The 23282-nt window shown below is 66.0% G+C and carries 25 protein-coding genes; 15 read left to right on the top strand and 10 right to left on the bottom strand.

The window, feature by feature from the left end; all coding sequences use genetic code 11:
- Positions 1–132: 132 nt before the first annotated feature.
- From VFV09_06835 to VFV09_06815, 5 genes are read left to right on the top strand one after another with little or no spacing between them, the layout of a single operon-like run.
- Positions 133–1044 (top strand): type II secretion system F family protein, encoded by a 912-nt coding sequence (locus tag VFV09_06835; protein ID HEU4867426.1) that lies wholly within the window; start codon positions 133–135, stop codon positions 1042–1044.
- 54 nt (positions 1045–1098) lie between these two features.
- Positions 1099–1548, top strand: a complete 450-nt coding sequence (locus VFV09_06830) for a MauE/DoxX family redox-associated membrane protein (GenBank protein ID HEU4867425.1) — start codon at positions 1099–1101, stop codon at positions 1546–1548.
- Positions 1548–2126: a response regulator gene (locus tag VFV09_06825; protein ID HEU4867424.1), complete on the top strand. Its 579-nt coding sequence runs from the start codon at positions 1548–1550 to the stop codon at positions 2124–2126. Before VFV09_06830 ends, VFV09_06825 begins: the two co-directional genes overlap by 1 nt.
- Positions 2116–3246, top strand: a complete 1131-nt coding sequence (locus VFV09_06820; GenBank protein ID HEU4867423.1) for a branched-chain amino acid ABC transporter substrate-binding protein — start codon at positions 2116–2118, stop codon at positions 3244–3246. The genes VFV09_06825 and VFV09_06820 overlap by 11 nt, the downstream gene beginning before the upstream one ends.
- Entirely contained in the window at positions 3243–3743 is a 501-nt protein-coding gene (locus VFV09_06815; protein ID HEU4867422.1) for a hypothetical protein, read from the top strand. The genes VFV09_06820 and VFV09_06815 overlap by 4 nt, the downstream gene beginning before the upstream one ends.
- Here the strand turns inward: VFV09_06815 and VFV09_06810 are convergent.
- The 4 genes from VFV09_06810 to VFV09_06795 all read right to left on the bottom strand — a co-directional run bounded on the left by VFV09_06810 (position 3715) and on the right by VFV09_06795 (position 6711).
- Positions 3715–5103, bottom strand: a complete 1389-nt coding sequence (locus VFV09_06810; GenBank protein HEU4867421.1) for a DUF2867 domain-containing protein — start codon at positions 5101–5103, stop codon at positions 3715–3717. The genes VFV09_06815 and VFV09_06810 overlap by 29 nt on opposite strands.
- A 31-nt stretch (positions 5104–5134) precedes the next feature.
- Positions 5135–5671 carry a hypothetical protein gene (locus tag VFV09_06805; protein ID HEU4867420.1) on the bottom strand — a complete coding sequence of 179 codons (537 nt, stop codon included), beginning with the start codon at positions 5669–5671 and terminating at the stop codon, positions 5135–5137.
- Positions 5668–6480, bottom strand: a complete 813-nt coding sequence (locus VFV09_06800; GenBank protein HEU4867419.1) for a DUF2391 family protein — start codon at positions 6478–6480, stop codon at positions 5668–5670. Before VFV09_06800 ends, VFV09_06805 begins: the two co-directional genes overlap by 4 nt.
- Positions 6481–6552: 72 nt before the next feature.
- Positions 6553–6711: a hypothetical protein gene (locus VFV09_06795; GenBank protein HEU4867418.1), complete on the bottom strand. Its 159-nt coding sequence runs from the start codon at positions 6709–6711 to the stop codon at positions 6553–6555.
- Between the two features lie 86 nt (positions 6712–6797).
- On the opposite strand from VFV09_06795, the gene VFV09_06790 reads away from it, so the two are divergent.
- The 9 genes from VFV09_06790 to VFV09_06750 all read left to right on the top strand — a co-directional run bounded on the left by VFV09_06790 (position 6798) and on the right by VFV09_06750 (position 17041).
- Positions 6798–6956 carry a hypothetical protein gene (locus VFV09_06790; protein HEU4867417.1) on the top strand — a complete coding sequence of 53 codons (159 nt, stop codon included), beginning with the start codon at positions 6798–6800 and terminating at the stop codon, positions 6954–6956.
- 74 nt (positions 6957–7030) lie between these two features.
- The gene (locus VFV09_06785; protein HEU4867416.1) at positions 7031–8500 is read left to right on the top strand and encodes a diacylglycerol kinase family protein; all 1470 of its coding nucleotides are present in this window, start codon (positions 7031–7033) and stop codon (positions 8498–8500) included.
- 130 nt (positions 8501–8630) lie between these two features.
- Positions 8631–9593 carry a CoA ester lyase gene (locus VFV09_06780; protein ID HEU4867415.1) on the top strand — a complete coding sequence of 321 codons (963 nt, stop codon included), beginning with the start codon at positions 8631–8633 and terminating at the stop codon, positions 9591–9593.
- Positions 9593–10777 carry a malate--CoA ligase subunit beta gene (locus VFV09_06775; GenBank protein HEU4867414.1) on the top strand — a complete coding sequence of 395 codons (1185 nt, stop codon included), beginning with the start codon at positions 9593–9595 and terminating at the stop codon, positions 10775–10777. The genes VFV09_06780 and VFV09_06775 overlap by 1 nt, the downstream gene beginning before the upstream one ends.
- A complete protein-coding gene (gene sucD / locus VFV09_06770) occupies positions 10774–11664 on the top strand; it encodes a succinate--CoA ligase subunit alpha (protein ID HEU4867413.1) in 891 nt (296 codons plus the stop codon). The genes VFV09_06775 and sucD overlap by 4 nt, the downstream gene beginning before the upstream one ends.
- Positions 11665–11698: 34 nt before the next feature.
- On the top strand, positions 11699–12877 hold the full coding sequence (locus VFV09_06765; protein HEU4867412.1) for an alanine--glyoxylate aminotransferase family protein: 1179 nt from the start codon (positions 11699–11701) through the stop codon (positions 12875–12877).
- A gap of 81 nt (positions 12878–12958) precedes the next feature.
- Positions 12959–13243, top strand: coding sequence for a hypothetical protein (locus tag VFV09_06760; protein ID HEU4867411.1), 285 nt, complete (start codon positions 12959–12961; stop codon positions 13241–13243).
- A 126-nt stretch (positions 13244–13369) separates the two neighbouring features.
- Positions 13370–15106, top strand: coding sequence for a fibronectin type III domain-containing protein (locus VFV09_06755; protein HEU4867410.1), 1737 nt, complete (start codon positions 13370–13372; stop codon positions 15104–15106).
- Between the two features lie 69 nt (positions 15107–15175).
- On the top strand, positions 15176–17041 hold the full coding sequence (locus tag VFV09_06750; GenBank protein ID HEU4867409.1) for a penicillin-binding transpeptidase domain-containing protein: 1866 nt from the start codon (positions 15176–15178) through the stop codon (positions 17039–17041).
- Here VFV09_06750 and VFV09_06745 read toward each other — a convergent pair.
- The gene (locus tag VFV09_06745; GenBank protein ID HEU4867408.1) at positions 17038–18252 is read right to left on the bottom strand and encodes a cation:proton antiporter; all 1215 of its coding nucleotides are present in this window, start codon (positions 18250–18252) and stop codon (positions 17038–17040) included. The genes VFV09_06750 and VFV09_06745 overlap by 4 nt on opposite strands.
- Before the next feature lie 89 nt (positions 18253–18341).
- On the opposite strand from VFV09_06745, the gene VFV09_06740 reads away from it, so the two are divergent.
- Positions 18342–18818: a DUF4375 domain-containing protein gene (locus VFV09_06740; protein HEU4867407.1), complete on the top strand. Its 477-nt coding sequence runs from the start codon at positions 18342–18344 to the stop codon at positions 18816–18818.
- A 24-nt stretch (positions 18819–18842) separates the two neighbouring features.
- Here the strand turns inward: VFV09_06740 and VFV09_06735 are convergent, their stop codons facing one another.
- From VFV09_06735 to VFV09_06715, 5 genes are all read right to left on the bottom strand, one after another.
- Positions 18843–19439 carry a calcium-binding protein gene (locus VFV09_06735; protein HEU4867406.1) on the bottom strand — a complete coding sequence of 199 codons (597 nt, stop codon included), beginning with the start codon at positions 19437–19439 and terminating at the stop codon, positions 18843–18845.
- Positions 19393–20283, bottom strand: a complete 891-nt coding sequence (locus VFV09_06730) for a BTAD domain-containing putative transcriptional regulator (GenBank protein HEU4867405.1) — start codon at positions 20281–20283, stop codon at positions 19393–19395. The genes VFV09_06735 and VFV09_06730 overlap by 47 nt, the downstream gene beginning before the upstream one ends.
- A gap of 221 nt (positions 20284–20504) precedes the next feature.
- The gene (locus VFV09_06725; protein ID HEU4867404.1) at positions 20505–21215 is read right to left on the bottom strand and encodes an ABC transporter ATP-binding protein; all 711 of its coding nucleotides are present in this window, start codon (positions 21213–21215) and stop codon (positions 20505–20507) included.
- The gene (locus VFV09_06720; protein HEU4867403.1) at positions 21199–21987 is read right to left on the bottom strand and encodes an ABC transporter ATP-binding protein; all 789 of its coding nucleotides are present in this window, start codon (positions 21985–21987) and stop codon (positions 21199–21201) included. The genes VFV09_06725 and VFV09_06720 overlap by 17 nt, the downstream gene beginning before the upstream one ends.
- Positions 21980–23282 (bottom strand): branched-chain amino acid ABC transporter permease (locus VFV09_06715; GenBank protein ID HEU4867402.1); only part of this gene is annotated, 1303 nt, incomplete at its 5' end. The genes VFV09_06715 and VFV09_06720, both read right to left, overlap by 8 nt.

Below are 23282 nucleotides of genomic sequence, written 5' to 3'. Positions count from 1 at the left end.
ACTTGACCCGGAGGGAGTACATCGCGCCTCTGTTCGACACCCTGCCGGGCAACTTCATGCTCGGGGCGGCGGCGCTCGGCCTGCTGCTCGGCCACATAGCGATGAAGAAGCTTTCGAAGGTGGAGGTGTAGCGTGCACGTTCTGCAGATTCTCAGCATGGCCGCAATCGCCGGCGGCATCTTTGTCGTCGCCTACGGCTTGAGGCTCTCGACCAGCGGCGCTTCCAAGGCGCTCGCCGAAATCGCCGACGACATCGTCGACTTCAACTCGGACCCCGGGGTTCCCTTCGGAAAACGGGTGCTCGGACCTGCAAGAAACACACTGGGCCGCCTGGGCCGGTGGTTCACCCCCACCTCCCAGATGGAGAAGATGCGCCGCAACGCCACCCTTGCCGGAATAGGCTCCGGCGGCATCGAAGGCATCCTGGCGACCAAAGCGATCGGCACGCTGGTCGGGGCCATTGTGGTCCCCCTGGCGATGGCCGCCCTCGGGGTCAAGTTCGGAGGTGTGGTGTGGTTCGCCCTCATCGGCGGCGCATTCGGCTTCCTGCTCCCCGGGATTTGGGTTTCCCGCACGGGACGGCTGCGCCAGGCCGCAATCCGCACGGAACTTCCCGAGACCATCGACCTGATGGCCATCTCGGTCCAGGCCGGCATGGGCCTGGAAGCGGCCATCGAACTGGCATCCCAGAGCCTGCCCGGCCCCCTGGGGGACGAGCTCCACCGCCTTTTGCAGGAGATCCAGCTCGGCTCGAGCCGCCGGGAGGCGCTGCACCAGCTCAGGAACAGAACCGAGGTGAGCGAACTTTCTTCGTTTGCCCTCGCCCTGATCCAGGCCGACGCCATCGGCAGCCCGATTGCCGAGGTGCTCCAGTCCAACTCCGCGCGCATGAGGCTGATCCGGCGCCAGGTGGCCCGGGAGAAGGCCGCCAAGCTCCCGGTGAAGCTGCTGATCCCGATGATGCTGTTCATCTTTCCCGCCCTGCTCATCGTGATCATCGGGCCGGCAGGACTGTCGATCATGGAGGGCCTGGGAGGCATCTAGAAGACACTAGCTGGGATAATCGGTGTTCACCCTTCGATAATCCCTGGAGCCCCCTTGGAAACCTCACTAGGCCTGCTGATCCGGTTCGTCCTGGGCACGCTGTTCCTGTCCGCCGGAGCGTCCAAGCTGTCGGACCTCGGCGAGTTCGCCGACGCGATCAAGCTTTACAAGATCATCCCGGGAGCCACCGCCGGCGCGGTGGCAAGGATGGTCGCGGTCACCGAGGTGGTCCTGGGCACGGTCCTCCTGGTGGGCCTGGGCATCCCGTACGCCGCGGTGGTGGGGTCGGCCCTGCTGGTGGTCTTCGCCCTGGCCATGGCCGTGAACCTCGTCCGGGGGCGGCTTATTCCCTGCGGTTGCAAGCGGGAGTCCGAGCCGATCCAGATCAAGCACATCCTGCGGAACGGGGTGAGCGTCGCGGCGCTGCTGTTCCTCGCAACGTTGCCGGCCCATCAATGGGCAATTGACGCATTGATCGAACCCCGCCTGTTATCTTTCCCGTAATGACCCCGAGAGCCCGCATCCTCATTGCCGAAGACGAAGCGATCATTCGCCTGGACCTGCGCGAGATGCTGGAGGAGGAGGGCTACGACGTGGTGGGTGAAGCCGGCGACGGCGAGACCGCCCTCAAGCTCACCGAGAGCCTCCGGCCCGACCTCGCGATCCTGGATATCCGGATGCCCGGCATGGACGGCCTGACCGCAGCGGCCAAGATCAACGAGGAGGAGCTGTCGGCGGTGCTCATCCTCACCGCCTACAGCCAGAGGGACCTGGTGGACCAGGCCAACAAGGCCGGCGCCATGGCCTACCTGGTGAAGCCGTTCGACAAGCACGACCTGATCCCGGCCGTCGAGGTGGCGATGGCCCGCTGGGCCGAGGCCAAGGCACTGGCGGGGGAGTCCCGGGACCTAGGCGAGCGTCTCAAGACGCGCAAGCTCGTCGAGCGGGCCAAAGGGTTTTTGATGCAGCAGCACGGTCTGAGCGAGCAGGACTCGTTTCGCTCGATCCAGAAGCTGGCCATGCAGCAGCGCAAGAGCATGGCGGAAGTCGCCGAGCAGCTGCTTAGCAAAAGTGAGACTTAGAAAACCTGTAACGCACGTCGTACTGGCGCTGCTCCTCGTGGCCTGCGGGGGCTCCGAGTCCGTCTCCGAAACCGGCCGGGAGATCCTGGTCCTCGGCGTTCTCGGCACCTCCGAGTCGGAATCTCCGCAGATTATCGGGATGATTCGCGGCGTCGAGCAGGCGGTCACCGAGTACAACGACAACCCGGACTCCCGTTACGACATCGAGCTCAAGGAGTTCAACACCCAGCCCCAGCCGGGCGAGGCTGGGGCCGGCGAGAGTGCGATTGCCAACACCGAGCGGCTCATCGGAGTCGTCGGGCCCTTCGCCCTGCCGGAGATCCAGTCACTGGCGCCGGCCCTGGAGAGCTCCGGGCTTCCCTACATGGTCCCGTCGGTCACGGCCGCAGCCATTCCGGCCGGCGGCTGGAGAAGCTTTCGCCGGATGATCGCGAACGACCGCCAGGAGGGCAAGGCCCTTGCCGCCTATGCGGCGGAGAGGGTTTCCGGCGCCATCGCCCTGGTGACCGAGGACTCCGCCGACGGCGAGCCCTTCGCCGAGGGCGCCAAGGAGGCCCTGGAAGCCGCCGGGCGGCCGGCCAGCCGCACCGAGACCGTAGAGCCCGACGACCCGCCGATCACCCTCTCCGGGGCCCTGACCAAGGACGCGCCCGAGGCGATCGTCTACGGAGGCGGGGGAGCTTCGGGCAAATCGTTGCTGGACAACCTCAGAAAAGCGGGCTACAAGGGCATTTTGGTTGCATCGCACCAGATTCGGGAGTTGAATCCAGATGGGCTTGGTGGAGGTTTGATAAGCAGCTCGGCCGGAGCGGATCCGGCCGATCCGGGCGCCGCCAGGTTCAGGGAACGGTACGAGGAACGATTCGACGCCGCTCCTACGGGTTTTGCTCTGGAATCCTACGAAGGAGCGTTGATGCTTTTGGAGGCGGTGGAGGAGGTTCAGCCCAACCCGAGGGCAGTGACCGAATTCCTGCGATTGAACACCAAGTTCCGGGGAGACTCGAAGAACTACGAGTTCGACGACCGCGGGGAGCCGGTGAACACGCCGGTGTGGGTGTACGAGTCGACCAACGGCGGCTGGAAGCTTTCGGGCCGCTCCGACCGGCTCGCGCAGCGATGAGCATGCCCTACCGCCCCGACACCCCGACCGGGCGGGACGTCGGCAGCGGCCCGATCGTCGGCGGGCTCGCCCTGGGCCTGGTCGTGGGCCTGCTCTGGGAGCTGCTTTTGATTCAGACCGACTGGCGCCTGGGGTTCAGCCCCCCGGTGTGGGAGATCGTCGTCGGGTGGTTAGGTCTCAGCGCCTTCTCTGCCTTCGTGATCCTGGTGTTCGGGTTCGCCGCCTTGGCGATCTACTCGACTAACACCATGGCGCGGAACCCTCAGTCGTGGGACGCCCGGCAGGCGGTAGCCGACGCCAGGGTTCGGGCGGCCGCCTTTACCATCGGGCTCGGCGGCCTCATGGCCTTCGGCGGTGCGGTGATGTGGGCATTCAGCCGGACCGGGCCGGAGTTCGAGGAGTACGGAGGTTTCGCCCGCTTCACCATGTTCATGGGGATCATTGCCGTGCTGGCGGCGGTCGTCTACGTCAAGAAGGACCCGGACTCGACTCGCTAACCCTCTCGGCACGCTTCACCCGGGCTTTGGCCATCGCCCTGAACGCCGCCTTGTGGATAGGCGTGAGCAGGAACCAGTATAGAAATCCGGGAAGCCCGCGGGGCCGGAAGGCCGCCGACACCTTCAGGCAGTCGCCACCGGCCTCCATCGAGTAGCCCAGCCAGCCCTCGCCGGTCAGCCACCCCGCCGAGCGCAGGATCAGGGCGTCGTCCGAGGTCTGCTCGATGATCCACCAGTCCGCCGCCTCGCCCACCGCCATGCTCTCCGGCCGGCCGACCGGGTGTTTCTCGCCGAGCAGCAGCCCCAGAATGAAGCGGCCACGCCACGCCCAGGGCCACCCGTACCACGCCAGGTCCCCGCCGATGGCCGCCAGGTCCTTGCGGATCGCATCGGCGGCCGCCGGCTCTACCCGTTGTTCCAGGTACACCCGCTGGACGTTCTCCGACAGGCCCTCGAGCCCTTCGAACATGGTGGCCGGGATCTCGGCCGCCTGATCGTCGAGCGCCCTGCGCATCGACTCCTCCAGGGACAGAGGCTCGAACTTGAATGCGGCCAGGGTCCGGCCGGCGTCCCGCACCGTCACGTTGGAGGTCATGCTGCCGATCAACGAGTGCGTGACCTTTCGGTCGAGCGGGGTGATCAGGTCGACCCAGTAGCCGGAAAGGTGAAGCGTCAGCAACGGCACGTTGAGAATCGGCCGGTAGCGAAGGCCCCGGACCGCGGCGTACCGGTGCATCATGTCCTGGTAGCTGGTGACCTCGCCGCACCCGATTTCGTAAATGCCGGGCGGCGCCTGGAGCGCCCGGACCAGGTACTCCAGAACGTCGGGGAGGGCCACCGGCTCGGTCCGGGTCCTGACCCAGCGGGGGCAGATCATCATCGGGAGCCGTTCGGTGAGGTAGCGCATCATCTCGAACGACGTGCTGCCCGAACCCAGGATCACCGCAGCCCTGAGCTCCACGACGGGCACGCCGGTCGACGCCAGCGCCCGGCCCACCTCCTGGCGGCTCGACAGGTGGGGCGAAAGCTTTCCGCGTCCGAGTGCGCCCTGGTAGACGATACGGCCGACCCCGGCTCTGGCCGCCGCCTCGGCGAAACCGGTTGCCAGCTCAAGGTCTTTGCGGACGAAGTCCTTACCGGCCATCGAGTGGATCAGGTAGTAGGCGGCTTCGGCGCCCGAAAGGGCGCTCTGGAGGTCTTCCGAGTCGCCCACGTCGACCGCCCGGAACTCCACGTTGTCGAACGACGCCTTCGGATCCGGGTGGCGGGAGAGGGCAAGCACGTCGTGGCCTGCCTCGGCGAGGCGCGTGACCAGCTTTCGCCCTACGAACCCGCTCGCTCCCGCGACGACAACTCTCACCGTTCCAGTTTGTCCCAAACCGGGTTGCTACTTACGGCGTGTTGTAGCTCAGCAGCTCACCTTCGGGGGTCCCGGTGGTGCCTTCGGGGAAGGTGACGAGGGCCGAGGCCTCGTCGTCCTTCGGGATCCGCACCATGGTGACCTCACGGGTTTCTTCGCCCATCTTCACTTCGGTCACGATCTCCTCGGCGCCCGAACCGCCGACGTTTCTCACCGTTACCTCCACCTGCGGGCCGCCGTCGACGGTCTTGCCGGTGTCGACCACCTCGATCTGGAGCTCGGCTTCCCCTCCGGCCTTGTGGCCGGCGTAAAGGAAAAGCCCGACGATCACCGTGCCGATGGCCGCCAGGGCCACCACCAGCAGGGCCCACTCGAACGGGGTGCGCTCGCGCTTGAGGCTGAGGCTCTCCGAGCTCTTTGAGTCCTTGTTGGCATCCGAGCCGCTGGAGGACTCCGAAGAGGGTTTGCGCGCGTTGGCTGCGGCCGGTTTGCGCGCCCGGGACGCCGGCGCCCTCTTGCGGGCGCCCGAGGACGACTTGCGGGCGGTGGACTTCTCCGGGGGGGTCATACGAGGATCCTACCGAGCGCCGCCCCGAGGGAGGCGGGAAATGCGAGAACCACGGATTTGGCAAGCGAGGCGCCGTCGATGGCAGGGATCTCTCCGAACGCCCAGAGCAGTCCGGCCGCCACTACCAGGGCGACCAGGTAGGCAAGCATCGTCTCCACCAGAGGAGTATGGATTGGGTCGTCCGATTTTCGCCTCAGGTGTTTGCCGCCGAACTCGGCGTAAAAAACCATCAGGTAGGTGAGGCCGAGCGCCACGAGCACCAGGCTGATCAGCCGGATCCTCCCCAGCTCGGCCGCCAGCAGCAGGGGCTCCTCGGTGGGGGCGATATTCAGCACCAGGATGACGGCGCCCCCGGCCGCGGCCAGCAGGTCCCCCAAGCCGCCGGACGCCTCGCCCTCCAGGTTGCCGCCCTCTTTGGGCGCAAGGGAGTTCCCGAGCGCAAAGCCGAGGCTGATCGGCACCGCCGAAAGAGCGATGATGCCCAGCCTCGGACCCCAGCCCATGTCGAGGTCGATTCTTCTCAAAAGCACTAGAAGGAAGGCGGCCAGGATGAACGACAGGCCGAACCCGACGATCGCATCCTCCAGGGGACGCTTGGTCCGGCCGGAGTTGAAGCCGACGGCGGTGGAGAGGGCGAGGTTCAGCAGAAAGGATGCTGCGAGCAGTCCGAGGATGGCCAGGGGCGAAAGGTTGCCTCCGTGAAACCAGACCTCCTGCGTGTACACGAGCGGCACACCGAGCACGAAGCCGCCGGCGATCCCGCGCATGGCGTCCTGGGGCGTTGTGGCTTCAACTCCGGTCGGGGGCATCGGGGCTCCTAAGAGGGTGGCGTGTGGTGGAGCCTACGCCCCACCACACGCCCGGGGGCTTGAAACTGTGTCCTAGATGCCGCCGCGCCGTCCGTACGAGCGGTACCCGGTGAACAGGCTGACGATCAGCAGGATGCCTGCGATCACGAGAAGGATCTTGAGGCCCTCCATGAACAGTCCTACGCCGCCGAGGAGAAGTGCAAGTATCAGAAGAACTACTACCAGTCCCATTTTCGGTTCCCTTCCTAGGTGATCCTGGCGGCGATGTACCCAGGTTGAATCAGGAGCTAAACAAGCCGCCGTGTCAGACTCTTTCCATGGCCCAGGTCCAGCTCATGCACGCCGGTGAAGAGGCGCTTTTCGTCCTGATCCCGCTGGCGATCGTGCTGTTGATCGACTACCGCAAGAGGCGCAAAGAGAAGCAGGAGCAGCTCGAAGGCCGCCCGCCCGATTCCGAGGAACCACCTGCCGACTGAATTTGCCTCTGCCTGGGTACAACCTGGGCAGCAATCGTCTGGCCTGTAGGCCAAAAGAGAGGGAGCCCCCAAAGGTGTTGAAGAAGAACGACTCCGACAAGCGCGTCCTGGAAACACTCATTGAGATGGACCACAGGGCTTTTCGCCGCCTGTCCGCCGCAGAGATTCCGATATTCGACAAGGTGATCGTGCCCCTGGGTCACGCGGCCGACCAATCGAGGCTTTGGGTAGGCATTGCTGCACTCCTGGCGGTTTCGGGAAACCGATTGGGACGGCGCGCGGCGCTTAGAGGGTTGATGTCCGTAGGCATGTCGTCGGCCATCGTCAATCAGGGTGTCAAGCGGGTGGCCCGCCGGAACCGGCCGGTCGGGGAGTTCCATCGCAAGCGCCACGGCCGCGCCCCCACCTCGTCCTCGTTCCCCTCGGGTCACGCGGCCTCGGCTGCTGCCTTCGCCACCGGTGTGGCACAGGAGGTCCCGCTGCTCGGGGCCCCGCTGGCGTTGCTGGCGGGCGGGGTGGGGCTGTCCCGCGTCTACGCCGGCGTCCACTACCCGGCGGACGTGGTGGTCGGCGCTGCCGCGGGAGCGGCCATCTCGGTGCTGACGCGGAAGATGTGGCCGGTGGCCAGCAAGGATCCGGCCCGCATGCGCCCGGTGTTCACCCGGATCGACACGCTCGTCTCCGAGGACGGTGAAGGCATCACCTTCGTCGTCAACTCGTCGGCGGGGTCCGCCCTGGCGAAGCCGCCGGCCGAGGAGATCTCCGAAGGGCTTCCAAAAGCCGAAATTCGGGTCGTCGAGGAGCCGGAGGAGTGGGAAGCCGCCTTCAAGGAGGCGGGAGAGGCCAAGGCCATCGGCATCGCCGGCGGCGACGGCTCTATCAACTCAGCAGCCGAGGTAGCGATGGCCCACGACCAGCCCCTGGCGATTGTCCCCGCAGGAACGTTGAACCACCTGGCCCGGGACCTGGGTATCGAATCGGTCGAGGAGACCATCGAGGCGATCAAGGAGGGCCGCGCCGCCGCCATCGACGTGGCCACCATCGACGGCCGGGCATTCCTCAACACGGCCAGCTTCGGCAGCTACGTCGAGCTGGTGGACGCACGGGAGAAGCTCGAGGACAGGATCGGCAAATGGCCGGCGGTCGTCGTCGCCCTGATAAAGGTCCTGCGGGACTCGGACCCGATCGAGGTCGAGATCGACGGACGCCGTCGCTGCCTGTGGATGATCTTCATCGGCAACTGCCGGTACCACCCCAAGGGTTTTGCGCCCAGCTGGCGGGAACGCCTGGACGACGGACTGCTCGATGTCCGGATGGTGGACGGCACCGCCCCCTACGCCCGGACCAGGCTGCTCCTGGCGGTTCTGAGCGGAACGCTGGGCAAGTGCAAGGTGTACGAGCACACGCTCGTCAAGCAGCTGAAGGTGCGTTCGATCGACGGGTCCCCGATGCGCCTGGCCAGGGACGGGGAGACCTTCGAAGGCTCCGCCGAGTTCACCGTTTCCAAGATGGATCGGCCGCTTCCCATCTACATAAAGGCCTGATTCGAACGGCGTTTCGAGGCACCAACCTCCTCAGTGAGGCTCGATTGCGATAGGATTTGCTCTCTGTCCTGCCTAGCGGCTATTTCTAAGCTGCCCGGACACGGTCCCCGATAGAAAGCGATTCTTAGCCATGAGCCACACTAGATACGAGCCAGTGCGGACGCGTCTTCAGCGGAGCATGCTGATGGTCCCCGGTTCTCAAATGAAGTTCTTCGCCAAAGCCATCGAAAGTGCCGCCGACTACGTCTGCATCGACCTCGAGGACGCGGTCGTCCCCGACGACAAAGAGCAGGCCCGCAAGAACACCATCGAGGCACTTAACACGATGGACTGGCGCGGCCACGGCAAGACGATGTCGGTCCGCATCAACGGACTCGACACCCACTACATGTACCGGGACGTCGTAGACCTCGTCGAGCAGGCGGGCAACAACGTCGACGTGCTGCTCGTCCCCAAGGTTGGCGTGGCGGCCGACATCTACATGGTGGACGCGATGCTCAGCCAGATCGAGCAGGGCTTCAAGATGACCCACCACATCGGCATCGAGGCACTCATTGAGACGGCCCTCGGCCTCGCCAACGTGAACTCCATCGCCACCTCCAGCCGCCGCCTGGAGGCCATGCACTTCGGCCCCGCCGACCTGGCTGCGTCCCTCCGGGCCCGCACCGTGAACATCGGCGGCCTGAACCCGGACTACCCGGGCGACCAGTGGCACTACCACCTGTCCGCCATGGTCACGGCATGCCGTGCCTACGGCCTTCGGCCGATCGACGGCCCGTTCGGCGACATCAGCGACCCCGACGGGTTCCTGGACGCCGGCAAGCGGGTTGCCGCCCTGGGCTTCGAGGGTAAGTGGGCGATCCACCCCTCGCAGGTCGAGGGCGCCAACGAGGTCTTCACCCCGTCCGAGAGGGAGGCCGACAAGGCCCGCCGGATGCTGGTTGCCCTCGACGAGGCTGCGGCGGCAGGCAAGGGCGCTGCGGTCCTGGACGGCAAGATGATCGACGCCGCCTCGGCCCGCATGGCTGAGAACGTGGTCCGTCTGGACGACGAGATCAAGCTGAAGGCATCCCTGGCGGGGGTTGCGGGCTAATGGACATCCACGAGCACCAGGCGAAAGACCTCCTGGCCGGTTTCGGCGTCCCCGTGCCGGCCGGCATGGTCGCCTACACGGCAGACCAGGCAGTGCAGTTCGCCGAGGAGATCGGCGGGGGACCGTGGGCCGTGAAGGCCCAGATCCACTCCGGCGCCCGGGGCAAGGCCGGCGGCATCAAGATCTGCAAGACCCTGGACGACGTGCAGGCGGCGGCTCACGAGCTTCTCGGCAACGTCCTGGTCACCACCCAGACCGGTCCCTCAGGCAAGGTGTGCCACCGGGTCCTGATCGAGAAGGCCGTGCCGATCGCCCGTGAGATCTACCTGGGACTGGTCCTGGACCGGGCCCTGGAGCGGGTGACGATCATTGCGTCGGCCGAGGGCGGAATGGACATCGAGCAGATCGTTGCCACCAAGCCCGAGGCCATCGTCAAAGAGGTCGTCGAGCCGGCCGTGGGCATCCAGTCGTTCCAGGCCCGGGAGATGGCTTTCGGCCTCGGCTTCAAAGGCAAGGAAATCCGGAGCGCCGTGGCCGCCATCAGCGGCGCCTACCGCGCGTTTCGCGACCTGGACGCCAGCATGGTCGAGATAAACCCGTTGATCCTCACCGTGGACGGGCAGGTGCTGGCGCTCGACGCCAAGATGTCTTTCGACGACAACGCCCTGTTCCGCCGGCCCCAGGTCAACGAGCTGCGCGACTACACCCAGGAGGACCCCCGTGAGGTCGAGGCCGCCGAGCACGGCCTCAGCTACATCGGCCTGGACGGGGAGATCGGCTGCATCGTCAACGGCGCCGGGCTGGCCATGGCCACCATGGACCTCATCAAGCACGCCGGCGGCGAGCCGGCCAACTTCCTGGACATCGGCGGCGGCGCTTCGCCGGAGCGGGTGGCCAACGCCTTCCGACTCGTGATGAGCGACCCGCAGGTCAAGGTGATTCTCGTCAACATCTTCGCCGGCATCAACCACTGCGACTGGGTGGCCCAGGGCATCGTCCAGGCCATCGGCGAGGTGAACCTCAAGGTTCCGCTGGTCGTCCGCCTGGCGGGCACCAATGTAGAACAGGGGCGCAGGATCCTGGCCGACTCCGGCCTGGAGATCACCAGCGCCGAGGAGCTTTCCGACGCGGCCGAGGCCGCAGTCGCAGCGCTGAGGTCGGCACAGGAAGGGGCCGCGGTATGAGCATCCTCATCGACGAGACCACCAAGGTCATCTTCCAGGGCTTCACCGGCGACAAGGGCACCTTTCACGCGAAGGAGGCCATCGAGTACGGCACGAACATCGTCGGCGGTGTCACGCCGGGCAAGGGGGGCCAGACCCACCTCGGGCTGCCGGTCTTCAACACCGTCAAGGAGGCCGTCAAGGCCACCGGCGCCACCGCAACCCAGATCTTCGTCCCGGCACCGTTTGCCGCCGACGCGGTCATGGAGGCTGCCGACGCCGGGTTGGAGCTGGCCGTGGTCATTGCCGAGGGCGTTCCCACCCAGGACATGATGAGGGTCAAGCGCTATCTGCTCAGGTACCCGCCGGAGTACCGCATGACCGTCGTCGGCCCGAACTGCGCCGGCGTGATCAGCGTGGGCAAGGCGATGCTCGGCATCATGCCGCCGCACATCTACACCCAGGGCCGCATCGGAATCGTCGCCCGCTCCGGGACGCTCGGCTACGAGGCTGCCGCCCAGATGGCCAAGTTCGGCCTGGGCGTCTCCACCAGTGCCGGCATCGGCGGGGACCCGATCAACGGGAGCTCGTTCGTCGACATGCTGAAGCTGTTCGAAAAGGACCCCGAGACGGATGCAGTGATGCTGATCGGTGAGATCGGCGGGCCGCAGGAGGCCGAGGCGGCAGCCTACGTCCGGGACCACATGACGAAGCCGGTTGTCGGTTTCGTAGCCGGCCTGACCGCCCCCGCAGGGCGGCGCATGGGCCACGCCGGCGCCATTGTGTCGGCGTTCGGCGACACCGCCGCCGAGAAGACCGAGATCATGCGGCAGGCGGGAATGGCCGTAGCCACGAGCCCGGCCGAGCTCGGATCGGTCATGGCCGAGGTGATGGGCCAGAAGGTCTAGCACCACCCCGAAAAATTCAAGTCTGGAGTTTGAAATGAGTTTTGACATTCCCCCTGTCACGCCGCCCCAGCGTGTGCTGCTGGGCCCCGGTCCGTCCGACGTTCCGCCCCGGGTGCTGAGCGCACTGGCGGCTCCGACGATCGGCCACCTCGACCCGCAGTACCTGAAGATCATGGACGAGACCCGTTCGATGATCCGTGAGGTCTTCTCCACCACCAACGAGATGACCATGGCCACCTCCGGGACCGGCTCGGCCGGCATGGAGATGTGCGTCGTGAACCTTATCGAGCCGGGTGACGAGATGATCGTCTGCGTCAACGGCGTGTTCGGCACCCGCATGCGGGACGTTGCCGAGCGTGCCGGCGCCACCGTCCACTCCATCGAACAGGACTGGGGCAAGATCATCGAACCCTCGGCCGTCGAGGCGGCCCTGGCCGAACACCCGAACACCAAGGTGCTGGGCATAGTCCACGCCGAGACCTCCACCGGCGTCCACCAGCCGCTGGTCGAGATCTCCAAGCTGGTCCACGACGCCGGCGCACTGCTGCTGGTCGACGCGGTTACCTCCATGGGCGGGGTCGAGTTGCTGGTGGACGAGTGGAACATCGACGCGATCTACAGCGGCACCCAGAAATGCCTGTCCTGCCCTCCCGGCCTGGCGCCGGTTTCCTTCTCGCCGGCTGCGCTGGCTGCGATGGACGCCCGCAAGACCAAGGTGCAGAGCTGGTACCTGGACATCAGCATGCTGCGCGCCTATTGGGGTGAGGAACGGGTGTACCACCACACCGCCCCGATCAACATGACCTACGCCCTCCACGAAGCCCTGCGCATCGTGCTGGAGGAGGGCCTCGAGGTCAGGATCGCCCGGCACAAGCTGAACCACGACGCCCTGCGGGCCGGCCTGGAGGCGATGGGCTTCGCCTACATCCCCGAACAGTCGCTGACCACCTTGAATGCGGTCCGGGTTCCGGACGGTGTCAACGACCTGGTCGTCCGCAAGGCCTTGTTGAACGACTACGGCATCGAGATCGGCGCCGGCCTCGGCCCGTTCAAGGGCAAGGCCTGGCGGATCGGCCTGATGGGACACTCGTCGACCAAGCGGAACGTGATGCTCATACTCGCCGCTTTGGAGTCGCTCCTGCTCGACCAGGGGGCCGACGTCAAGCCGGGCGACGCCTTGCATGCCGCATCCGAGGTCTACGAAACCGTCTAGTAGAAGAATTTGTCTTCTAATACTTGTCGTTCGAATTAAAAAGGTCTACCGTTCGCGCCATCATCCAAGTAGGGGGGTGGAATGGTAGACGCAACAGGCAGTAGCGCAGCACCCTCGAAGGCCAACCTGTCGCTCGGGTTGGGAGTCGGGGCAATTGTCGCAATGCTCATCGGCATGGTCATCAGCGGAGATGACGACGCCAACGGCTGGATCTGGATTGTGATGGCTGCCCTCGGCGCCGGCGGGCTGGTGGTCGGACTCATGGACGGCCGCGGCAAGCCGGTCGGACGGGCCTTGATCGGCGTATTGCTCAGCGCAGTGGTCCTGGTGCTGTTCCTGCTGTACATGACTGGCATCCTGGAGTAGGCAGGCGGTTCAGTTTTTTGTCGAGGCTCCGAGGAGTGTTCTCGGAGCCTCGACTCGTTTAACGGCCGGGCCTTTCTCATCCGGACGGACAGTAGATCTCGGCCATGACACAGTTGAGGAGGAGTCGTGACGCCGAAAACCAAAAGATTCCGGGCCCGTTTGACCCTGTTGATGCTCACCGCCCTGCTGGTCGGCAGCGTAGTGGTGGTGCCCTCCGCCTTCGGAGCCACCTTCGTCCGCGTGGAGGGGGTCGTCAGCCACGTCCACTGGACCAACGCCGACCCGCGGAATCCTGAGAAGGGCGAAGAGGTCTACCTGTCGCTCGACAGCCCGATTGCCGGCTCCGACATACTCCGTCTGGAAACCGTCCGCAACACGACGATCCGCCCGACCCGGTTCGACGACCTCGATGAGCTCGACAGGCGCAGGGTCACGATCTCCGGAAGGTTGGAGCAGCCGCGGGTCCCGGGCGGGATCCCGGTGCTCACCGCCGGTAACATCTCGGTCGGCGGCGACGCCTCGCTGGGCAAAGGCTTCGGTCTGACGGACCGTCCCGGCAGAAACGTCCCCCTTCTTACCGCCCTCTGCCGCTTTGCCGATGAGACCGGCAACCAGCGGGACCAGGGCTATTTTGAAGGGCTAATGGGGGCCGACTCGCTGGCAGCCGACTTTTGGGACGAGCTTTCCTACGGCACGATCACATTGAACGGCTCGAAGGTCGTGCCGGAGTCTGGGCCGTGGTACGTCCTGCCCGGAGACGTGGAGGACTACCTCTCGGTCGACGACCCCACCAAGATGGACCTCAAGAAGCTCTTCACGGACTGCACCGCCCTGGCCGCTCAGGACGTGGACCTGGACGATTTCGGGATCGTCAACCTCTTCTTCAACTTCCAGCTGGTTAGCTACTCGTTCGGCGGGTCGATGGGGGGACGCAGGACGACCTGGGTCCCGTACTCCCACTGGGAGCAAGCGTGGATCCCGTTCCACGAGTTGGGGCACGCGTTCAGGGGCGTCCACTCTCCCTTCCAGAGCGAGTACGACAACGCCTGGGACCTGCAGAGCGGGGCCCAGCTGGCGACCCAGCCAAGCGCCGACTTCGGGCCGGTCCCGCAACACTCGAACGTCTGGAACAAGGACCGGGCTGGTTTTGTCCCTGGAACGCGTAAGCGGGTAGTGCCGATACAGGGAACCACCACCTTCACCCTGAGGTCGGCGACCAACCCGGTCGGGTCGGGTCCCATCATGGCGACCATCGAGCCGGACGCCTTCCACTCCTACATCATCGAGTTCCGGACGCGGGAGGGTTACGACGCAGGCATGCCGTTCGGAGCGGAGAACGGCGTGGTGATCATTCACGAAAACTTTGACGACCCGGACCCCGAAGGCAAAAAGAGGCGGGCGGTGCTGATGGGCGCCGACGGCGGCGCAGGGGCACGGTGGCTGGAGGGCGACGTCTTCAAACGCTGGGAGCTGACTACGCCCTTCGTGCCGAACCACAACTACGACATCGATGGCTTTCTCATCAGGGTGGACGAGATCACCGCAACCAGCGCGACCGTCACCGTGACGAGGCTGCCCCGCGTCCTGTTGGAGAAGGGGGAGAGGACCAAGACTTCCTACGAGCTCACCTGGGACGATGCGAGCGACGTCGAGACCCGCTTCGAGGTTCAGTACGCGCCGGTCGCAACGCCCGAGGCCGTCAGCACCATCATCATCCCGGGGAACCAGACCTCCCTGGTCCGGCAGGGCCTCGGGGCGGGCCAGAGTTTTGTGCACCGGCACCGGGCGTGCAACCACATCGGCTGCGGACCCTGGTCCCCGGACCTGGTCTACGGGACAAGGTCTTTCGACATCGGTAGTTGATCGCCTCCGACTGGGCGCCCTTGGGTCAAAGCCCTTAGCAACAACCGAGACTCTAAGTACGATAGGGGGGTGACCACCTCCCGGAAGATCGCCGTGCTGGTCGTTCTTCTCGTCCTCGCCGGCGCGGCGACCGGCTACTTCTACTACGTCTCCAACCGTGAGAAGCCCGACGCGGCCGCCGCGGCCTACCTGAAGGCCTGGGAGGAGGAGGACTACAAAGCCATGGAGGCGCTTGCTCTCAGCGCTCCGGCCAGGTTCGCCGAGGTGTACGAGCCCCTTAAGGAAGACATGGACGCCACGGACTACTCGTTCGAGATGGGTGAGGTGACCTCCGAGGGCGACTCCGCAGTAGCTCCCTTCCGGGCCACCTGGAAGCTCGAAGGTCTGGGGGACTTCACCTACGACACCGCCCTCGACCTCGAACGCAAAGAAGGCAAGTGGCTGGTCGTGTGGTCCCCGGAGTCGGTTCACCCGAACTTCACGGTCAACTCAGGTTTTGAGCGAAGGCGCACCTGGCCGCAGAGGGGCCAGCTCCTGGGGTTCGACGGCAAGGCGATCACCGAAGAGCGGCGGGTCGTCGTCGTGGGCATCGAGCCGCGGCGTATCAAGGACCGGGCGGCGATGACGCAGGTGCTGGTCGACCAGCTGCAGGCCGACCCGGCGAAGATCAACGCCGACCTCAGCCAGCCGGGGCTGCGGGGGGACTGGTTCCTACCGGTGAAGGAGATCCCCGCCGAGGAGTACGAGGCGAAAAAGCCGATCCTCTACCCGGTCCCCGGGCTGGTGTTCCAGAACCAGCAGAAGCGGCTGCCCCCGACGCCCGACTTCGCCAAGCACATCCTCGGGACCGTCGGCGAGGTCACGGCGGAGGGCCTGGAGAACCTCGGCGACCCGTACCGGGCAGGGGATCAGGTCGGCAGGAGCGGCCTCGAGGCCTCCTTCGAGAAGGAGCTCGCCGGCGAACCTGCCCTGGAGCTTCGCATCTCTACCGCCGACGGGTCGAACAACAAGGTCCTGATGACCAGTGACGGCAAGCCGGCAGCCGACGTGGAGACCACTCTGTCCGTGCCGGTGCAGAACGCCGCCGAGGCGGCGCTGGTCGGAGTGGCGGAGCCGGCAGCGATCGTGGTCGTAGAGATCGCCACCTCGGAGGTGCGGGCTGCGGTCAGCCGTCCGATCGGGGAGTTCAACCGGGCTTTCGGCGGCCGTTACCCGCCGGGGTCCTCGTTCAAGATCGTCTCGGCCGGGACCCTGCTTGGCTCCGGGATCGCACCCGCCCAGAGGGTCGGCTGCCCGGCAACGGTGAACGTGGGCGGCAGGTCGTTCCGCAACTTCGAGGGCGAGGCGCTGGGGGAGACCGACTTCCGGCAGGTTTTCATTCACTCGTGCAACACGGGGTTCATCGAGTTGACCCGGCCGGTTGAGCAGGCCCGGCTCACCCAGGGGGCTGAGACTTTCGGTTTCAACAAGGAGTACGACTTCCCGCTGAACGCCGCCGGAGGCAGCTACCCCGAGCCCAAAGACTCCACGGAGAAGGCGGCTGCGACCATCGGGCAGGGCAGGGTGCTGGCCAGCCCGCTGCACATGGCGACGGTGGCCGGGGCCGCAGCCGGGGGAGGATGGCGTCCGCCGACCCTCACGGCCGGCGCCGCTCCGCCGGACAAGCTGCCGATGGACGCGGCGGTGGGCGAGAGCTTGAGGGAGTTCATGACCGCCGTGGTGAACGAGGGCACGGGCACCGGGGCGAAGGTCCCGGGCAAGCCGGTGTCCGGCAAGACCGGCACGGCGGAGTTCGGAAACGACAGGCCCCCGAAAACCCACGCCTGGTTCGTGGGCTACTCGGGCGAGTACGCCTTTGCCGTCCTGGTCGAAGGCGGGGGAGTGGGGGGTCAGGTGGCGGCCCCTATCGCAGCCAAACTCGTAGCGGGCCTCTAGGCTGCAGGCTCCGCCTGGCTTTCAGGTGAGGTTGCCATCCCCTTCAAGAGGCCGAGGGCGGTGATCGGGAAGACAATCACCGATAGCAGGCCTGCGCCGATCAGGGCGGCGGAATTCTGCTCGCTTATCGCCCCCAGTTCGACCCCGATCTGGGTGGCCGCAACGATGAACGGCAGCGACGTCGCCTGCAGGAGTGCCGCGGCGGCGGTTCCCCTGCTACCGATGGTCTTCCTGTAGCTCAGTGCAGGCAACCCCCTCACAATCAGCAGGGCTGCCAGGAAGACGGGGACCCGGATCAGCGAGGAGGCGCTTTCGAACAGGGCGCCGGCGTCGAAGCGCAGCCCGCTGGAGATGAAGAACACCGGGATCAGGAAACCGTAGCCGATCGACTCCAGCTTTAAGCGAAAATGCGGGTGGGTCAGCATCACGTCCTTGTCGACGAGCTTCAGCACCGCCCCGGCGATGAACGCCGCCAGAATCACTTCGAGGCCCAGGTGTTCCGCCAGGGCGGCGAAGCCCACCAGCAGCAGGACTGCACCCCTCACCCTGATCTCGGCTGTGGTGTCCTGGAGCCGGAGCAGCGCCTCCGACACCCGGCTGGAGCGGCCGGCCTCGGCGATCCCGAAGCCGATGGCTGCCGCCAGTACCGCAAAAGCCCCGAGGAGCAGCAGGGTGGCGCCCGGGCCGGAGCCCTCGCGGGAGAACAACAGCGAAAGCAGGATGACGGCGGCGAAGTCGGCAATGGACGAGGCGGTGATGGTCAGCTGCCCGAGGGGTGTGCCGGTCTGGCCGGCGTCCTTCAGAACGGGAATGATCAGGCCCAGCGAGGTCGCCGAAAGAGCGATGGCAAACAGGAGCGGATTGCCCACAAGACCGGCGCCCCTCAAGCCGAACCCGATAGCCGTGCCGGCGATGATCGACACGGCGAAACCGCCGAGCGACTGCCCGAGGACCCGGCCCCGGAAACGCTCCGGCTCGACCTCCATGCCGGCCAGGAAGAGCAGCATCGCCAGACCCAGGACGGCCAGCACCTCGATGGCCACGTCGGGCTCGACCCATCCCAGGCCGGAAGGCCCGATGGCAATGCCGGCGAGTATCTCCAGGACCACGGCCGGCAGTCGCACCTTCGGCGCAAGTCCGAGGATGAAGGGTGCAAGGAAGGCAACTGCAGCCACCAGGACCAGCCCGGTCAAAGAGACCTCGGGAACCATGTTCCTTAGTGCGGCGCAGGGGCCGGCCGTTACATCATTGAGCCGGCGTTACGCTGTACCAGAATGAGGGCGTGCCGGAGTTGAGCGACTTGATCCGATCGGCAGGCGACGGGGACCTGGAGGACCGCCTTTTCCAGTACGTGCTACGGCTCCGGGAAACCGATCCCTCGGCGTTGCGTTCGTTGCCGTTGAGCCTGCAGGCGCACTTCGTGGCTTATGTAGTAGACCGCGAGGTGTTGAGCGGCGGGTTCAACCAGCTACTGTTCACCGCCCCCGAGATAGCCTCGATGGCGCCGGACGCCTTCGTCCACCTCGGGATGGACGCAGCGGCCGTGATCGCGCAGGATGCCTGGCATCTCTACGATGTCGTGCGGGCCAGGCACGACGCGGCCAGGCTCGAAGGCACACTGGCCGCCTTCAGCGCCACCTATGAACCGCCGGTGTTCGAGGAGTTGGACCTCATGTACACCGACTCGGCCGAGGAGTTCGCCGCCGCCAGGCTTGTATACCTCAGGGCTCACCCGGACGAGTTCGACGTTCCTGGACGCGAAAGTGCCCGGCCGTAGCCGGGCACTTTGTTTGCAGCCTGATTACGGGTTGCAGTTGGTGAGGCTGTCCCGGTTGAACAGTTCGAGCAACGGCGAACGTGCGCACACGTCGGCGTCTGCTCCGCCGTTGAGGTCGTCCGAGCTACCGTCCAGAGGGGGCCCGGTGAGGTTGTCGTTCCCTGCTCCGCCCTTCAGGATGTCCAGTCCGATGCCGCCGTTGATGGTGTCGTTGCCGACTCCGCCGGTGAGGGTGTCGTCGTTGGCCTCGCCGTTCAGAGTGTCGTTGCCTTCGCTACCGGTCAGGGTGTCGTTGCCGGCCCCGCCGTACAGCGTGTCGTTGCCCGCGCTGCCGGTTGCGGTGTCGTTCCCCAGACCACCGGTGATGAGGTCGTCGCCGATTGCTCCGGTGAGAGTGTCGTTCCCATCGCCGCCGTTGATGGTGTCGACAAACTTGGTGCCGGTCACCGTGTCGTCGCCGCCCAGGCCGTTGATGGTTTTGCCGGGCTCTGCGCCACCGCAGTCGATGGTGTCGTTCCCGCCGGAGCCGGTCACGGTGGTTTCGGTCTGCGTGACCCCCGGGCCGACGACGCAGTTAATGGCAGCGTACGCCGGGGACGCTAGGCCTAGAAGAATGAGCATCGAAACGAGAGCGCTCGTCAGCAACCCCATTCGGAGCCGGTTCTGCGGGCGGTTTAACATGAATTTCTCCTTGCCGAGAGCCATTGAGCGCCGTGTTCGACGTTCGACGCCCACTCTGCACCGGAGAACGTGACGCCTGCGTGACGGGGTTGGTGACCAGGTCGCGCAGCAGAGTCGTGGGTTCGACGTGGAGCTCCGCTGCCAGCAGAACACGGTACCTTCGGAACTCCCTCGTCGCCTCCGACTGGTTGCCTTCCGCCAGATGGACCTTTATCAGGGCCACCCGGGGGCTCTCCCGGAGGGGGTCGGCCCTGACGGCCGAAAGAGCAGCCAGCGCCGCAACTCCGTACGCGCCGGCGGCGGTCAGGATCCGGGCCATTGCCTCCAACGCGTGGAGCCGTAGCTGGCGCCACTCCTCGTATTCGGCGGTTGCCCAGTCTTCGTACCAGCCGGGCAGGAGATCTTCGGACAGAGACGCAAGGTCTCCCTCAATTGAGTTAAGGGCGGAGACCTTCGCCCCGGGCACCAGCAGACGGTGGGCGAGCGCCCGCGCACCCCGCAGGTCCACGCTTACGCCGTCGGCTATGCAGAGCGTTGCGGGAGTGACGAGGATGCCCGAGCGGGCGTCCTCGAGCCGGGCCAGCGCCGACCGCAGGCTGGAGTAAGCGTGCGCCTCGGTGGACACCGGCCACAGAGTCCCGGCAACAAGGACCCGTGAGAGGGGCCGGGGGTTGATGGCCAGGAACGCAAGGAGACGCTGCGAACCCTCGGAGAGAGTTAGGTCTTTGTTGCCGTCGGATACTGCGAAGGAACCCAGAACCGATATTCGAAGCGGTACGGGCAAACATTTCAGGTGACGCGCGGGCAGCACCAAGGCCGCCTGGTCGTGTTCGGAGCGAGCCATCCTGTCCCCTGTCGAGAGCCCGCCGCCGCATACGTGCGGGGAGCGCAAACCCAAATCTCTTGGACCGGGTCCAGGGTCCCCCTCAGTCTACGCCTAGCGAGCCCATTCCGCGAGGGGCGAGTGGCTCTGCAACGGGCTCGAGGCGATCGTCGTCATCGCCCCTAGTCCTCGCCGAGGTAGGCCTTACGGACCCGGTCGTTGCGCAGCAGGGCCCCCGCCTCGTCGCTCAAGACGAGCTCGCCCGACTCAAGGACGTACCCCCAGGAGGCCAGGGTCAGGGCGATCTGGGCGTTCTGTTCCACCAGCAGGATGGTGGTGCCCTCCTTGTTGATCTCCTCGATCGCCTGGAAGATCTTCTCCACCACCAGGGGTGCCAGGCCCATCGACGGCTCGTCGAGCATCAGAAGTTTGGGGCGGCTCATCATCGAACGCCCGATCGCAAGCATCTGCTGCTCGCCGCCGGACAGGGTTCCACCGGCCTGCTTGGCGCGCTCCCTGAGAACGGGGAACAGGGTGAAGATGCGCTCCATGTCTTCCTTGATCGCCGGGGCGTCGGTGCGTTGGAAGGCCCCCATCTCCAGGTTCTCGCGCACGTTCATCCGGGGGAAGATGCGGCGGCCCTCCGGGGTGAGCGAGAGGCCGCGGGTCACCACCTCGTGCGACGGCAGGGCGCTTATCACCTCCCCGGCGAAGCTGATCTTGCCGGAGGAGGTCGCCTGGATGCCCGAGATGGTCTTCAGCGTGGTCGTCTTGCCGGCCCCGTTGCCGCCTATGAGGGCGACGATCTGCCCCTCCTCGACGTGCATGGTGATGCCCTTGACGGCCTCGATGTTGCCGTAGCGGACCCTTACGTCCTCAAGCTCCAGCAGCATCTTCGGCGGCCCCCCTTCCCAGATACGCCTCGATCACTCGGGGGTCCTTCTGCAGCTGCTCCGGCGGGCCCTCGGCGATCTTCTCGCCGTGGTCGAGCACCGCAACCCGCTCGCAGACGCCCATGACCACCTTCATGTCGTGCTCGATCAGCAGGATCGTCACCCCGGAGTCCCGGATCTTCCGGATGAGGCCCATCAAGCCCTCCTTCTCCTTGGGGTTCATCCCGGCGGCCGGCTCGTCGAGCAGCAGCAGCTTCGGCTTGGTCCCGAGGGCCCGGGCGATCTCGAGCCGCCGCTGGTCGCCGTAAGACAGGTTTCGGGAGTGTTCGTTGGCGTATTTGGCGATCCCCACGAAGCGCAGGAGCTCCATCCCCTCGGTTGAGGAATGTTCGTTCTCCCGACGGTGGACCGGCAGATTGAAGATCGCGCTGAGCGCCCCGGCCTTGTGGCGGGCGTCGAGACCGACCTCCACGTTCTCGAGCGCGGTCATCTCGCCGAACAGCCGGATCTGCTGGAATGTGCGGGCGATTCCGGACTTGGTGATCCGGTGGGGGGCCATGCCGTTGATCTTGGCGCCCTCCATAAGGACCTCGCCGCCGTCGGGCCGGTAGACGCCGGTGATGCAGTTGAAGAAGGTGGTCTTGCCGGCGCCGTTGGGGCCGATCAGCCCCCGGATCTCGCCGGCAGCGATGGAGAGATCCACCTCCCGTACCGCGGTCAGCCCGCCGAAGACCTTCGTCACCTTGTTCGCGGCGAGCAGGACGTCAGACATCGGTGGCGGCGCTTTCCGGCTCAACCGGTATGTCCGGGTCGCCTTCGAGCAGCAGCTCGGCCTCCCTGCGCTTGGACGGGATCAGGCCCTGGGGCCGGAAGATCATCATCACTACCAGGATGATGCCGAACATGAAGTAGCGGTACTCGTCCAGCGCCGGGAACCGCAGCTGCAGGAACGAGGGGATACCCACGATCACGAAAGCTCCGGCGAGGGCACCCTTGATGCTGCCCATCCCGCCGAGGACCACTGCGCACAGGACGAGGAACGAAGCGAAGACGTCGAACGAGGCGGGGGAGACGTAGTTCGACTTGGAGGCAAAGACCACCCCGGCAACTCCGGCGGTGGTCGCTCCGATGGCGAAGGCCAGCAGCTTCATACGCAGCGTCGGAACCCCCATCGCCTCGGCCGCCACCTCGTCCTCCCGGATGGCGATCCAGGCGCGTCCGATGCGGGAGTGGTCCAGGCTCGTGATGACGAATATGCCGAGCACCAGCAGCAGGAGGAGCAGGTAGTAGTACGGGATGGGGTTCAAGCCGAACTCGTACCCGATGATCGGGATCCTGGGGTGGGGGATGCGGCTGATTCCAAGTGCGGCGCCGGTGACGGTGTCGAGGTTGTTGGCCACGATCCGTACGATCTCCCCGAAGCCGAGCGTGACGATCGCCAGGTAGTCGCCCCGCAGTCGGAGCACCGGCGCTCCGATCAACAGGCCGACGAACGCCGCGATCACGACGACGATCGGGATCGCCGCATAGAAGCTCAGGTTCAGGGAGAACGCGGGCTCGGCTGTGCCGAGGACCGCGATGATGTCTGCGCCGGTGAGGAGCGCCATGAAGTACGCGCCGACCGCGAAGAATGCGACGTACCCGAGATCCAGCAGCCCGGCGTAGCCGACGACGATGTTCAGCCCGAGACCGAGGAGGACGAAGATCGCCGCCGCCCCGAGGACCTCCGAGATGACGGAGCCGACGAGCTGCGGCAGGGCGAGCAGGACGACGAAGATCGCGAGCAGCAGCAGGGTCTTCGTGAGCTTCCGCGTGTCGGGGACGCCGGTCGTCGGCTCTTTCGTCCGGGCGAACCGCCGCCGTTCCGACCACACGATGGTCGTCGCCGCCGCGACTACGAAGACGACGATCGCGCCGACCCACGTGAGGCCGAGGGTCACCCGGCTGTAGAGCCACGTTGGATCGAGGCCCAGCTCCAACAGTATCGTGGGCACGATCCTGTGCAGGAGCGCCATCACGAGCACGCTCGAGAGGGCTACAACGAGCGGCCGCCGGATCCGCGCCGGG

It is taken from the genome of Actinomycetota bacterium (genome assembly GCA_035759705.1).
Lineage (GTDB): Bacteria > Actinomycetota > CADDZG01 > JAHWKV01 > JAHWKV01 > JAJCYE01.
Note: the sequence above shows the minus strand (reverse complement) of the source record. Positions and strands in the feature narration are given on the sequence as shown.